Annotated in this window: 9 protein-coding genes and 1 pseudogene; 7 read left to right on the forward strand and 3 right to left on the reverse strand. The window is 63.8% G+C overall.

All coding sequences use genetic code 11. The annotated features are described in order from the left end of the window. Positions 1–121: 121 nt before the first annotated feature. The 7 genes and pseudogenes from AC07UB_RS11865 to AC07UB_RS11895 all read left to right on the forward strand — a co-directional run. Positions 122–445 (forward strand): annotated as a pseudogene (locus AC07UB_RS11865) (integration host factor subunit beta); the annotation flags it as partial. Positions 446–529: 84 nt separating this feature from the next. Then, a complete protein-coding gene (locus AC07UB_RS11870; protein WP_492791306.1) occupies positions 530–940 on the forward strand; it encodes a lipopolysaccharide assembly protein LapA domain-containing protein in 411 nt (136 codons plus the stop codon). 67 nt (positions 941–1,007) lie between these two features. After that, positions 1,008–1,688 (forward strand): phosphoribosylanthranilate isomerase, encoded by a 681-nt coding sequence (locus tag AC07UB_RS11875; protein WP_492791305.1) that lies wholly within the window; start codon positions 1,008–1,010, stop codon positions 1,686–1,688. After that, entirely contained in the window at positions 1,685–2,902 is a 1,218-nt protein-coding gene (gene trpB / locus AC07UB_RS11880; protein ID WP_492791304.1) for a tryptophan synthase subunit beta, read from the forward strand. Before AC07UB_RS11875 ends, trpB begins: the two co-directional genes overlap by 4 nt. Further along, positions 2,899–3,735: a tryptophan synthase subunit alpha gene (trpA, locus tag AC07UB_RS11885; RefSeq protein WP_492791303.1), complete on the forward strand. Its 837-nt coding sequence runs from the start codon at positions 2,899–2,901 to the stop codon at positions 3,733–3,735. Before trpB ends, trpA begins: the two co-directional genes overlap by 4 nt. A gap of 89 nt (positions 3,736–3,824) precedes the next feature. Next, entirely contained in the window at positions 3,825–4,742 is a 918-nt protein-coding gene (gene accD, locus AC07UB_RS11890) for an acetyl-CoA carboxylase, carboxyltransferase subunit beta (RefSeq protein ID WP_492791302.1), read from the forward strand. A gap of 110 nt (positions 4,743–4,852) precedes the next feature. Further along, the gene (locus AC07UB_RS11895) at positions 4,853–6,097 is read left to right on the forward strand and encodes a bifunctional folylpolyglutamate synthase/dihydrofolate synthase (protein ID WP_492792727.1); all 1,245 of its coding nucleotides are present in this window, start codon (positions 4,853–4,855) and stop codon (positions 6,095–6,097) included. 66 nt (positions 6,098–6,163) lie between these two features. Here the strand turns inward: AC07UB_RS11895 and trxA are convergent, their stop codons facing one another. The 3 genes from trxA to addB all read right to left on the reverse strand — a co-directional run bounded on the left by trxA (position 6,164) and on the right by addB (position 13,363). Further along, on the reverse strand, positions 6,164–6,484 hold the full coding sequence (gene trxA, locus AC07UB_RS11900; protein WP_492791301.1) for a thioredoxin: 321 nt from the start codon (positions 6,482–6,484) through the stop codon (positions 6,164–6,166). A 205-nt stretch (positions 6,485–6,689) separates the two neighbouring features. Next, complete coding sequence (gene addA, locus AC07UB_RS11905; RefSeq protein ID WP_492791300.1) at positions 6,690–10,196, reverse strand: double-strand break repair helicase AddA; 3,507 nt, start codon at positions 10,194–10,196, stop codon at positions 6,690–6,692. Beyond that, on the reverse strand, positions 10,193–13,363 hold the full coding sequence (addB, locus tag AC07UB_RS11910) for a double-strand break repair protein AddB (protein ID WP_494653132.1): 3,171 nt from the start codon (positions 13,361–13,363) through the stop codon (positions 10,193–10,195). The genes addA and addB overlap by 4 nt, the downstream gene beginning before the upstream one ends. Positions 13,364–13,406 lie beyond the last annotated feature (43 nt).

The following is a 13,406-nucleotide window of genomic DNA, read 5'->3' on the forward strand; positions in this document are numbered from 1 at the left end:
CATTGCGGTCGCGGGGGCAACAACGAATCCCGGCGTTTGTCACGCGATTTAGCCGCGTCTCGTTTTGAATTAGCGACTTGACAGTCCACGGCTTTTTCACAGAAATGTCCATCGCACGCTACGGGCCCAACACTCAATGATCAAATCCGAACTCGTTCAACGCATCGCCGAGCATAACCCGCATCTCTATCAGCGGGATGTCGAGAACATCGTGAACGCAATTCTCGACGAAATCGTTGCCGCGCTCGCCCGGGGCGATCGCGTAGAACTGCGTGGTTTTGGGGCTTTCTCGGTCAAGCATCGCCCCGCTCGCGCAGGGCGTAATCCACGCACCGGCGCGCATGTGCCCGTCGAGCAGAAGAGCGTGCCGTTCTTCAAGACCGGCAAGGAAATGCGTGAGCGGCTGAACCGCGACGAGGCGGCGGATCCAGCGGCGGCGACCTGATCCGGCCGGCTAAAATAATTCCAAAGTGCGGCCGCGCGCATTTTTGCGAACCGCCTTCAGAATTGCCAGCTCCAGGAACGCACGATGCTCCGCAAGATTTTCAACGCCTTGGTGATCCTGCCGCTTGCGATCCTGTTTGTCGTGTTCGCGGTCGCCAATCGCCACATCGTCACGCTATCGTTCGATCCCTTCAATTCCAGCGATCCCGCACTCGGCGTCTCGCTGCCGCTGTTCGTTGTCATCATCGCGGTGGCGATCTTTGGCGTGGTCGCCGGTGGCGTGGCCACCTGGTTCGGCCAGCGCCGCTGGCGGCGGGCTGCCCGGCAGCATGAGGCTGACGCGCGGCACGCCCGCGCGGAACTGGCGGATTTTCGGGAGAAGGCGCAGATCGCGTCGCGCACTGGCGAAAATCAGGTTCTGGCCTCGGGATCGGGCCCCGGCCTGACCCCGTCCTATCTGGCCATCGGGCGAGACAAGCACGGCGCGGCGTTGTAGAACCCGCCCTTCTGTTCCACAGCCTGTTTTCGGTTATCGGCCCCCGGCCCAACCACGCCTTGAGACCATGTCACTTGCAGTCAAAATTTGCGGCCTGTCCACGCGCGAGACCCTTGAGGTCGCGCTGGATGCGGGTGCCGACATGGTGGGCTTCGTGTTCTTCGAGGCGTCGCCGCGCCACATCGGTCTCGGTGTTGCGCGCGAACTCGGGCGGCAGGTCAACGGCCGTGCGCTCAAGGTGGCGCTGACCGTTGACGCCGACGATGCCTCCCTTGAGAACTGCATCGAGGCCTTGAAGCCCGGACTGCTCCAGCTTCACGGCGATGAGAGCGTGGCGCGCGTCCGCGACATCAAGCAGAAATTCGGACTGCCGGTGATGAAGGTGCTGTCGGTCGCAACCGCGGCCGATCTCGCAAGCCTTCCGGGTTATGCGGCGGTGGCCGACCGCATCCTGTTCGATGCCCGCGCTCCGAAGGACGCCACCCGTCCCGGCGGGCTTGGCGTGCCGTTCGACTGGCATCTGCTGGAGTACATCCATCTGTCGATTCCCTTCATGGTTGGCGGTGGGCTGAACGCAGCCAACGTCGCCGAAGCCATCACGGTTACCCGCGCGGGCGGCGTCGATGTGTCGTCGGGCGTTGAAAGCGCGCCGGGCGTGAAAGACGCCGACATGATCCGTGCCTTTATCCGCGTCGCGCGCGAAGCCGACCGCGCAACAACATCTTCGAAGATTGCGAGCAGCGTATGAGCGTCCAACGTCCCAATTCCTTCCGCTCCGGTCCTGACGAACGCGGGCATTTCGGCATTTTCGGCGGGCGCTATGTCGCCGAAACGCTGATGCCGTTGATCCTGGATCTGGAAAAGGCCTATGCCGACGCCAAGGCCGATCCGTCGTTTCAGAAGGAAATGAACGGCTACCTCAAGGACTATGTCGGCCGCCCGTCGCCGCTGTATTTCGCCGAGCGTCTCACCGATCATCTCGGCGGCGCGAAAATCTATTTCAAGCGCGAGGAGCTGAACCACACCGGCTCGCACAAGGTCAACAACGTGCTCGGCCAGATCATGGTCGCGCGCCGCATGGGCAAGAAGCGCATCATCGCTGAAACCGGCGCTGGCCAGCACGGTGTCGCCACGGCGACGCTGTGCGCGCGCTTCGGCCTCGAATGCATCGTCTACATGGGCGCGGTGGACGTGGAGCGGCAGCAGCCCAACGTGATCCGCATGGAAATGCTGGGCGCCAAGGTGGTGCCGGTGCAGTCCGGATCGCGCACGCTGAAGGACGCGATGAACGATGCGCTGCGCGACTGGGTCACCAACGTCGCCGACACGTTCTATTGCATCGGCACCGTGGCAGGCCCGCATCCGTATCCCGCGATGGTGCGCGACTTCCAGTCGATCATCGGCACCGAAACTCGCGCGCAGATGCAGGAGACGGAAGGCCGCCTGCCGGATTCGCTGATCGCCTGCATCGGCGGCGGCTCCAATGCGATGGGTCTGTTTCATCCGTTTCTCGACGATTCCGGCATCGAGATCTTCGGGGTCGAGGCGGCGGGGCATGGCTTGACCAACCTGCACGCGGCGTCGATCGCAGGCGGCCGCCCCGGCGTGCTGCACGGCAATCGCACCTATCTGCTGATGGACGACGACGGCCAGATTCAGGACGCACATTCGATTTCAGCAGGCCTCGATTATCCCGGCATCGGTCCCGAGCATTCCTGGCTGCACGAAACCGGCCGCGTGACGTATCTGTCGGCCACCGACGATGAGGCGCTGGCGGCATTCCAATTGCTATCGCGCCTTGAAGGTATCATTCCAGCGCTGGAGCCCGCGCATGCCATTGCGAAAGTGATGGACCTCGCGCCGAAGCGGCCGAAGGATCACCTGATGGTGGTCAATCTGTCCGGTCGCGGCGACAAGGACGTGCCGCAGGTCGGCGACATTCTGAAGGGTAAAAAGAAGTGACCACGCGCATCGACACACGTTTCGCCGAACTCAAGGCAGAAGGCCGCGCGGCGTTCGTCACCTTCGTGATGGCGGGCGACCCGGATCTTGCGACCTCGCTCGAGATTATTAAGGCGCTGCCGAAGGCGGGCGCGGACATCATCGAAATCGGCATGCCGTTCACCGATCCGATGGCCGACGGCCCCGCGATCCAGGCGGCGGGCCTGCGCGCGTTGAAATCTGGCACGACGCTGAAGAAGACGCTTCAGGTGGTGCGCGACTTCCGCAAGGACGACGCGACGACGCCGATCGTTCTGATGGGGTATTACAATCCGATCTACATCTACGGCGTGGACACGTTTCTGGTCGATGCGAAATCCGCCGGCGTCGATGGTTTGATCATTGTCGATCTGCCGCCGGAAGAAGATACCGAACTGTGCATTCCGGCGATGAAGGCCGGATTGAACTTCATCCGGCTCGCAACGCCGACCACGGACGACAAGCGTCTGCCGGCTGTGCTCGCGAATACCTCGGGCTTCGTCTATTATGTGTCGATCACCGGCATCACCGGGTCGGCCAGCGCCGATACCACTCAGGTGTCCGCCGCCGTCGCCCGCATCAAGCGTCACACCCAGTTGCCGGTCTGTGTCGGCTTCGGCATCCGTACGCCGGAAGCCGCCGCCGGTATCGCACAGGCCGCTAACGGTGCCGTGGTGGGTTCGGCGCTGATCGATGCGTTGCGCGCGTCGCTCGATTCTGAAGGCCGCGCGACCGCGAAAACGGTTCCCGCTGTGGCCGATCTGGCGGCAGCACTGGCGCAGGGCGTGCATGGCGCCAAACAGGCCGCAGAATAGCTTTACGCAAGCTTTTTATTGCAATTCCGGAGGGTTGCCCGGGCTCGCCCCGGCGTCCATATATCCATCTCCCAAAGACGGAGCCCGACATGAACTGGTTGACCAACGTTGTCCGGCCGAAGATTCGCAGCATCCTCAAGCGCGAGACGCCGGAGAATTTGTGGATCAAGTGCCCGGATTCCGGGCAGCTCGTGTTCTACAAGGATGTCGAACAGAACCAGTTCGTCATTCCCGGTTCAAACTATCACATGCGCATGGGCGCGGTGGCGCGGCTGAAGTCGATCTTCGACAACGAGACCTGGTATGACGTGGCGCTTCCCGAAGTGACCGCCGATCCGCTGAAGTTTCGTGATGAGCGCAAATATGTCGACCGCATCAAGGACGCGCGCTCCAAGACGGGCCTCCATGACGCTGTAAAGGTCGGCTACGGCAAGCTGGAAGGCAACGCCGTCGTTGTCGCCGTGCAGGACTTCGACTTCATGGGCGGCTCGCTCGGCATGGCGGCGGGTGAAGCCGTAGTCAAAGGCCTCGAACTTGCGATCGAGAAAAAATCACCTTTCATCATTTTCGCGGCGTCCGGCGGCGCGCGGATGCAGGAAGGCATTCTGTCGCTGATGCAGATGCCGCGCACCACGGTAGCGATCCAGATGCTGCGTGAAGTGCATCAGCCCTACATCGTGGTTCTGACCAATCCGACCACCGGCGGCGTGACCGCATCCTACGCAATGCTGGGTGACGTGCAGATCGCCGAGCCGGGCGCACTCATTGGGTTTGCCGGCGCGCGCGTCATCGAGCAGACCATTCGCGAGAAATTGCCGGAAGGTTTCCAGCGCGCCGAGTATCTCAGGGAACACGGCATGGTGGACATGGTGGTGCATCGCCATGAGTTGCGCGGGACATTGGCGCGGCTTTGCCGGCTGCTGACCAAGGCGCCGGCAGCTTCCGAAAGTTTCGCGTCGGTCGCGCCGTTGCCGGTTGATCTGCCTGCGGTCGCGTCGCCGGCGTGACGTCGCCTGCGGCCAAAGATCCATCCAGGAATTCGTCGGCGTCCTACGACGACATCCTCGCGCGCCTCGCCTCGCTGCACCCCAAGCGCATCGACCTCACGCTCGATCGCATGTGGCGCATCCTGGAGCGCCTTGGTCATCCCGAAAAGAAAATTCCGCCCGTCATCCATATCGCCGGCACCAACGGCAAGGGATCGACGGTGGCGTTCCTGCGCGCCATTCTAGAGGCTGCGGGGCTGCGTGTGCACGTCTACACATCGCCGCATCTGGTGCGCTTCAACGAACGCTTTCGTTTGGGGCAGGTCGGCGGCGGTGTGCTCGTCACCGACGATCAGCTGCGCGCGGCGCTGGATCATTGCGAGCAGGTCAATGACGGCGAGCCGATCACGATATTCGAGATTGAGACCGCCGCGGCATTTCAGTTGTTCGCCGAGCACCCGGCGGATGTCGTGTTGCTTGAAGTAGGCCTCGGCGGCAGGCTCGATGCGACCAACGTCATCGATGCGCCGCTGGCCAGCGTCATCACGCCCATCGGCATGGATCACATCGAATTTCTCGGCGATACGCTAATTAAGATCGCCACTGAAAAGGCCGGGATTATCAAGAAGGGCGTTCCGGTGGTTTGCGCCGAACAATCGGCGGAGGCGATTGCTGTGATCGGGCAGGCGGCCAGGCGCGCCCATGCGACGCTTCACGCGGCGACGGAAGGCTGGCATGTCAATGTGGAGCACGGACGGCTGGTTTATTCGGACGAGCGCGGCCTGCTGGACCTGTCCGCGCCGCGGTTGTTCGGGCGGCACCAGTTCGACAATGCAGGATTGGCGATCGCGACCCTGCGCGCCATCGAGACCTTGAAGATCGATCCGGCCGCATTCGAGCAAGGCATCGCGCGCGCGGAGTGGCCGGCACGGATGCAGCGGCTGACGTCGGGCAAGCTGGTTGAGGCTGCGCCTCACGATTCGGAGATATGGCTCGACGGCGGCCACAATCCCGACGGCGGTCGCGTTGTCGCCGATGCGCTGGGCGATCTGGAAGAGCGCGTTTCGCGCCCGTTGGTGGTGATCGTCGGCATGATGGGCAACAAGGATGCCGGCGGCTTCCTCGCGAACTTCGCGGGACAGACACGCCACATCGTCGCGGTGAAAATTCTAGATCAAGACAACGCGATGTCGCCGGACGTACTGGCCGATGCCGCGCGACAGCTGGGGATGCGGGTCGAGACTGCGGTGAGCGTCGAAGCGGCACTGCGCGCGATCGCAAAATTGGCCTACGAAGTGCCGCCGCGCATTCTCATCACCGGCTCGCTCTATCTCGCGGGGCATGTGCTGGCTGAAAACGGCACGCTACCGCAATAACCAACGTCGCAAACGAAAACGGCCAGCTTGCGCCGGCCGTTTGCAAAATCTCAAATCTAAAAACGATCAGACAGCGGCGGTGATCCACTGCTGCAGCTTGGCCTTCGGCGCAGCGCCGACCTGCCGCGAGGCCATCTCGCCCCCCTTGAAGATCATCAGCGTCGGGATCGACATCACGCCGTACTTCGAGGCGGTCTTCGGACTTTCGTCGACATTGAGCTTCACGATCTTGACCTTGTCGCCCATGGCGCCGGCGATCTCGTCGAGCGCGGGGGCGATCATGCGGCACGGACCGCACCATTCCGCCCAGAAATCGACGACCACGGGGCCGTCCGCCTTGAGAACTTCCGCTTCGAAATCGGTGTCCGAAACCTTACCCACACTCATGTGATCTGCCTCGTTGGATGAAAGGCGCGGGAATTTTTGAGAGAATCGCGCGCAAGAAACGTAGGCCCAACCTATGAACGCGCCCCTGCGGGGTCAAGGCTGGTCACCGCGACGTGTTCCGTCGGCCAGGCGGCGCCAGCTTCGGGAATCGGCCTCGATTCAACGGGTTAGGGTTGCGCGGTCGATCCAGTTGGTTGAGGGCGCCTCAGGAGATGATCGATTGCAGCTCTGCGTCCAGCGCGGAGGCCGGAATTTCCATCATGGCCGCGGTCTCGGTCCACAGCAGGATGCAGCGCACCGGCCGGCCGGGGTAAAGCCGCCGCAACACGTCGCGATAGAGCGCCAGCTGATGCACGTAAGCCCGCGGCGCGTCGGCCGCTGCGTGCGGCGGGGCGTGGTTGGTCTTGTAGTCGACGATCAGGACCTCATGCGGCGTCACCACCAGCCGGTCGATCTGGCCAGACACCAGTGCAGGCGGTTTGCCGCGCCGCGCGACCCGTCCGGCAATCGAGACCTCGGCGCGGCTGCCGTCCGCGAACAGCGGCGCGAGCGTTGGTGTGGCGATCAGCGCCACGACTTGTTGCGCCAACGCCTCGCGCTCTTCGGCGGGCCAGCCTTGCGCATTGCGCTGAAGATAGTCGCGCGCGGCGCTGTCGCGGCGTTCGGTCGCCACATCCGGCAGCGACTGCAGAAGACGATGGATCAGTGTTCCGCGCTTCAAGGCGCGCTCGCGGGCGTGTCGCGATTCGTCGCTCAGAACGCGATGATCGTTGTTGTCATCCTCGGCTGCGTCGGAGGGACGCAACACCACATCCACGGGCTCGTCGCGCGGCGCGAGATCGCGCAGCCACGCAGGCAATTCAATATCCGGCGATGCTTGCGCGGCAATAACCGGCACGGGCAGCTCGACATCCCCGGCGCGTGAATAGCGCTTCACCGGGCCCTGCGCGGTCTCAAGTTCTTCCAGTTGCAGCCCCGACGCGACGAGCCCCTTTCCGATCAGATCGTACCAGGACTTGTCGCGCACCGCCTTGACGTTGCCCGGCAGCACGCCGCCGACGATCAGGCGATCCGCTGCGCGCGTCATCGCCACGTAGAGCAGGCGGCGATATTCGTCCTCGGTCTCATCTTTCATGGCGGCGCGGGCGGCCGCCACATTCGGCAGATCGTCCGCCTTCTTGCCGGCCCAAAGCACCACGCCGGGCACGTTGGGTGCGGCGTTGCCCTGTGGCATGTGGATCAGGTTCACGCGCTGCGAATCCGCAGGCGATGTCGTGGTGTCGACGAGAAATACGACGGAGGCTTCGAGGCCTTTCGCGCCGTGCACGGTCATGACGCGGACTTCGTCGCGCTCGATTTCCATGTCGCGTTTGACTTCGGTGTCGGCGGCACGCAGCCACGCCATGAAGCCTTGCAACGACGCCGGTGCTTTCCGCTCATAGGTCAGCGCGAGTTCGAGAAACTCGTCGATCGCGTCATTGGCCTCGAGGCCGAGCCGCGACAGGATGCGCGCGCGGCCCGTTGGGCCGTCACTTTGGCCGCCGAGCAGCCAGGCGTAGAATGTGAAAGGCGTGACGCTGGCGAATTTTTCCTCGCACTCTTCAAGGCGTGCCAGCGCGGATTCCAGCCTGTTATTGCCAGCTGCGTGTTGCGCCAGCGCCGCGCGCAGCGTGCCTTTGCGCTCCGGTGCTATTGCCAAAAGATCGTCGTCGTCGAGTCCGAACAGCGGGCTCTTGAGCGCCACCGCCAGCGCCAGATCGTCGCGCGGCAGCAGCAGCGCGTCGGCGAGATTCATCAGGTCGATGACCGCGATGTGTTCTGTCAGTTTCAGCCGGTCCGCTCCGGCGACGGGAATGCCGGCATGTTTCAGGGCCTGAATAATGGTGTCGAACGCCCTGCCGCGCCGCCGCACCAGAATGAGAACATCGCCGTAGCGCAACGGACGCCTGCGGCCAACGGAGCCTGTCATGATCCCGGCGTCGATCAGCGCCGCGATCTCGTCTCGCACGCGCCGCGCCAGCCGCGCTTCCGGGCTCTTCTCCGGCACAGCGTCGAGTGCCGCGCGCCATCCCGTCACATCGTCGCGTGCGGTCGGGGTTTCAAGGTCCCACAGGTCGACCAGCGCGGGGGCAGCGTCGCCCAGCGCGTTGTGAACCGGATAGCCGTTCGCGACGGCATGAATGCTGCTGAAAATCTCGGTGTCGCGAAAAACATGGTCGACCGAATTGAGGATCGTCCAGCCCGAACGAAACGAATGCTTGAACTCGACGGACTCGAAATGGAGTCTTGCATTTTTGAACCGCGTTTCCATCTCGCGGCGGCGACTGTCGAACTCGCGCGGAGCGGCTCCCTGAAACGAGAAGATCGATTGCTTTTCGTCGCCGACCGCGAAGATCGTGCGTTTGACGCCGTCGCGCGCGCCCGCGCCGGACGTGAATTCCGATGTCAGCTTTTCGATGATGTCCCATTGCCGGGGACTGGTATCCTGCGCCTCGTCGATCAGGACATGATCGATACCGCGGTCGAGCTTGTAATGCACCCAGCCCGCCGAGACGCTATGGAGCAGGTTATGGGTCTTCGCGATCAGGTCATCGTAGTCGAGCAGGCCGCGCTCGCGTTTCTCGCGCTTGTAGTTTTCGGTCACCGCGCTCGCGATGACCAGAAGAGCCTCGGTGCGGTCACGCTGCATGACGGCGCGACGCTTTTCGATCAAGGCGAGGACACGTTCGTTTTCACGTAACAGACGCTGCGCCAATTCGGGGTACAGATCGTTGATCTTCTTGGTGACAAGCGTCTTGCGCGGTTCAAGCTCCTTGGTCAGGAACACCTGAAGATACTTGTCGATTTGCGCGCTACCGGTAGTGCTCAGCGCATCACGGAATCGCGCTGCCTGAGCGGTATCTGTTTTGTTCCCGCCTTCGAGCGCAGCAGCGACGGCCTGCCACTCGCTGCGCGGCACGTTGGGGCCATCGACGATCTCGCGTTCGACATCCTCGATGCGCTCGCTGACGCCGATGCCGAGCGTGAGTGCGACCTGCGCCATGGCACGGTCGATGTTACCTGCGCTGTCGGACCACGCCATGAAACGATCGCGGCTCAGGCAGGCATCGCGCACCACATCCTTGAAGGTCACATCGGCGGCCGTCGCCATCGCGACGTCAAGTCCGCGTCCCATGCGGCTTGCGGGATTGGCTGATGCCTCCAGCAGCACCTTGAGGTTGGCGCGCTCCATCATGTCGGTCTGGTCGCGATCGTCCAGCACCGCGAAGTGCGCGGGCACGTTGGCCTCGAACGGGAATTGTTGCAGCAGCCGCGTGCAGAGCGCGTGAATGGTCTGCACCTTGAGCCCGCCCGGCGTTTCCAGCGCGCCGGCGAACAGTTTCCGGGCGCGCCTCCGGGTTTCGGCGTTCGGCTCCGGCGCGCCGATCAGGCGGATCGCCGCGTCGAGTTCGTCGTCCGGCATCCGGACCCACTTGCCGAGCGTCGCGAATACGCGCTGCGCCATGTTGGCTGCCGCGGCCTTGGTGAAGGTGATGCAAAGAATTTTTTCCGGCTGCACGCCGCTGAGCAGCAGCCGGATCACGCGGCTGACCAGCACGTGAGTTTTGCCGGACCCGGCATTGGCTGCGACGAAGGCCGACGCATCCGGGTCCGACGCGCGGGCCTGCAACGCGGTCACGTCGATAGGGATGTCTTTGCGAGGTGCGCTCATTCGATCTCCTCGCGTCCGTCGCCGATGACCGACCACTCCTTGATGCGCGCTAGATCGTCGTAGGTGCCGTAGCGGTTCTCCCACATCGGCAGCACCACCGAGCGATAGGCCTCGTCCTGATTGGCGTAACGATGGATCAACGCGGTCAGTTCGCGCAGCGCCTCGTCCGCCGCGTCGTCCGGCAGTTGCGGTGGATCGCTCTTGTTGAGCCTCAACTCCAGAACGGTCGCCTTGCCCGGAGGATTGTTGCCGCTGAGCCGGACATAGACCAGTTCGCTGACCGACGCGCCTGCCGGAATGTCTCCGAAGCCGCCGCCGCGCAGGATCGCCGCTTCCAGCGTGAGCTGCGGCGACAGGCCGAGAGTGACCTGCTTGGCGCTGGGCGGCTGGCCAGTCTTGTAGTCGAGCAATGCGAAAGTCTGGTCGGTGCGATGCTCGATGCGATCGGCGCGCGCGGTCAGCGTGAATTTTTGCCCGTTGTCGAGAAGGATCGGAATGCTGCCGGAAATTTCCGCAGCGATGCGCGCGACATTGAGCCGCCGGTCGCGTTCCCACCCGGCGAACCATGACGCGATGCGCAGGAAGCGCGGCCACCACAGCGCGCGCGCTTCAGGCCGTTCCATCAATGGCGCGAAATGTTTTTCGCCGATGACGCGCAGCGCGCCCGCCGGATCGTCCGGCAACGCGGTTGCAAATCTGGTGGTGAATTCGCCGAGCGCTTCGTGGATCGCCGAGCCGCGATCCGCCGCAGTCAGCGGCATATCCACCGGATCGAGCGGAAGCAGCCTGAGAATACGCTTTGCGTAGATGGTGTAGGGGTCGCGCAGCCAGTCCTCGATCTCGGTGACCGACATTCGCGCCGGCCGCAGGGCGACAGCAGGCTTCGGCATCGGCTGCGGCGCAGGCGTGACAATCGCGGGTCGATCGAGCGCGTCGGCCCAGTGCGTGTAGCGCTCGCCCTGGCGCTTCGCGTCAGTCCAGAGTTTCTCGCCGGCGACGGCTTCAAGCCGGTGCAGGAAGCGTGAGGCGACGGCGGGCGCGCCGCCGACTTTCGCGGCGCGCGACAGGATGACGTCTTTCGCCCCTAACAGTTGCGCGAAATCATGCGCCGACAGTCCGATGCGCCGCTCGGGCAGATCGAGGCCGAGTTGGTGCCGCATCGGACGGCTCAGCCACGGATCGACGCGCGCCGCGGGCGGCCACACGCCCTCGACCAGGCCGCCGAGAATGACGCGGTCGCTTTCGGTGAGGCGTGCTTCGAGCGGACCGTAGATGCGAAGGTGCGCGCCTGCGGCTTGCGGCCGCCGAACGATGCGATCGCCGAATGCGGTCTGGAACACATCGGGATAATCGCCGAGGTCGAGCATAAGCCCGCTTGGCGGTGGCGGCTTGCCGGGATCCGTTGCCGCACCGCCGACCTGAAACAGGTCATCGAAGGCCTTCGACAGCGCGTTGCCGTCCGGCGCTTCGAACGCGAGCGTCCTTTGTCTGTCGTCGGCCGCGAGCGCGATGAGAGCATTGCGATGCAGGGCCGCCAGTTCGGAAAAATCGTGCGGCTTGCTGCGCTTGATGTCTTCTAGCGGCTTGAGTGCAAGCGTCAGTTCGCCGATCAGCGTCTGCACGCCGTCGAGCGCTGCATCGCTCAGTTGCGCGCGTGGCTCGGAGTGGTGGATGGCGGAGATCTCCTGCCGTCGGAGCTTGCCGAGTTCGTCGCGGAAACGGGAAAAATCGCGCGCCAGCCCGGCGCTGCCTGCCGCTGGTCGTGTTCCGCGCAGCAACGCCAGTTCGAGATCGGAGATTGCGATCGACCAGAAGCCTTGCGTCCGTCCGAGCCGGAACAGGGGATGCTTCAGGAGCGCCAGCAACGCTGGCGGCGCCAAGTCATCCGCGACGGTTTGCGCGGCTAGCCGCGCAAAAATCCCCGCCGGAGTGTCCATCAGGGAGTCGCCGCCGGAATCGTCGAACACGAGATTCCATCGATCGAGCGACGCCATCACACGGCGCGCCAGCGCACGGTCGGGGGTTACCAGCGCTGCGCTCATGTTTTTTTCGCGCGCCTCGCGCATGGCCACCGCGATGGCCAGCGCTTCCATCTCCGGATTGGCGGCTTCGACCACGGACAGGTTCGCCATGCCGCCGGCGATTTTTGCGGCGATGTCCGGTACCTCAAGCCGCGTATGCCAGTCGGCACTGACGTTAGCGGGGCGCATCGCTTCCGATGCGAGCACTTCGCGGCCATGGGTTGCGGGCCCGGTGAGTGCGGTCACATCGCGGCGTTCGATTTTGAACACGCGCGACAGCAGGTGATGCAGCGCGAATTGCGGATGGCTCCAGGTCGGCGGCGGGGTCGATGGATCAACATCGTTCTCGACGTCGCCGATGGAATTCCAGGCCGCGTCATCGAGAATGGTGTCGAGGCCGGGCAGCACCACCGCGCCTTGCGGCAGCATGGCAATGGCGCGCAGCAGTTTCGCTGTCGTCGGCATCGATCCTGTCGAGCCTGCCGCGATCACCGGGCCTTTGGGATGGGCTTTGAGGCGTGAGACTTCTGCATCGATCAGCCTGTCGCGCCGTGCGGCAGGCTCGATGCGGTCAATCTCCTTGAGATGATCCGGCCATGTCTCTTTCGCGATCTTCAGGAATTTCAGCGTGCGCTGCCAGTAATCGTCGAGTTCGTCCGGTACGATGCCGTCGAGCGCATTCCAGCCGACACCGCGTGTCACCATGTCGTCCATCAGCCGCGCCAGATCGCCGGCCAGCGCCAGTGTCGATGCCGGACCGCCAACCACGAGTGAATCGGGCTGGCTCTTCGCCCATGCGGCGACGAGTTTCGCCAGCGTCAATCGCCGCTCGAGGTCGTCAAGTTTCGGCGGCAGCATGGCCGCTTCAGCGCCACTGATTTGCGCGTCCGAGAATTCCAGTTCGTCCTCGTCGACGCTGCCGAGCGCGACGATACGCGGCAGCACCACCGCATCGGACTTCAGCACATCGAGAAACACCTCGCGCGCCATGCGGCCGGCACGGCGCGTGGGCAGATAAAGCGTGACGTCGGCCAGAAGCTCGGGATTGGCGCGTGCGTCAAACCCTTTGACCAGCCGGCCGTCGACAAGGGCCTCGATCACCGTATGAAGAAATGGTGCCGATGAGGGGACGTTGAAAACGCGCATGAAAATTCCGATTCGCGACCGGCGTCATCATGGCATGTGGAGG

This window comes from Afipia sp. GW821-FHT04G03, assembly GCF_059419985.1.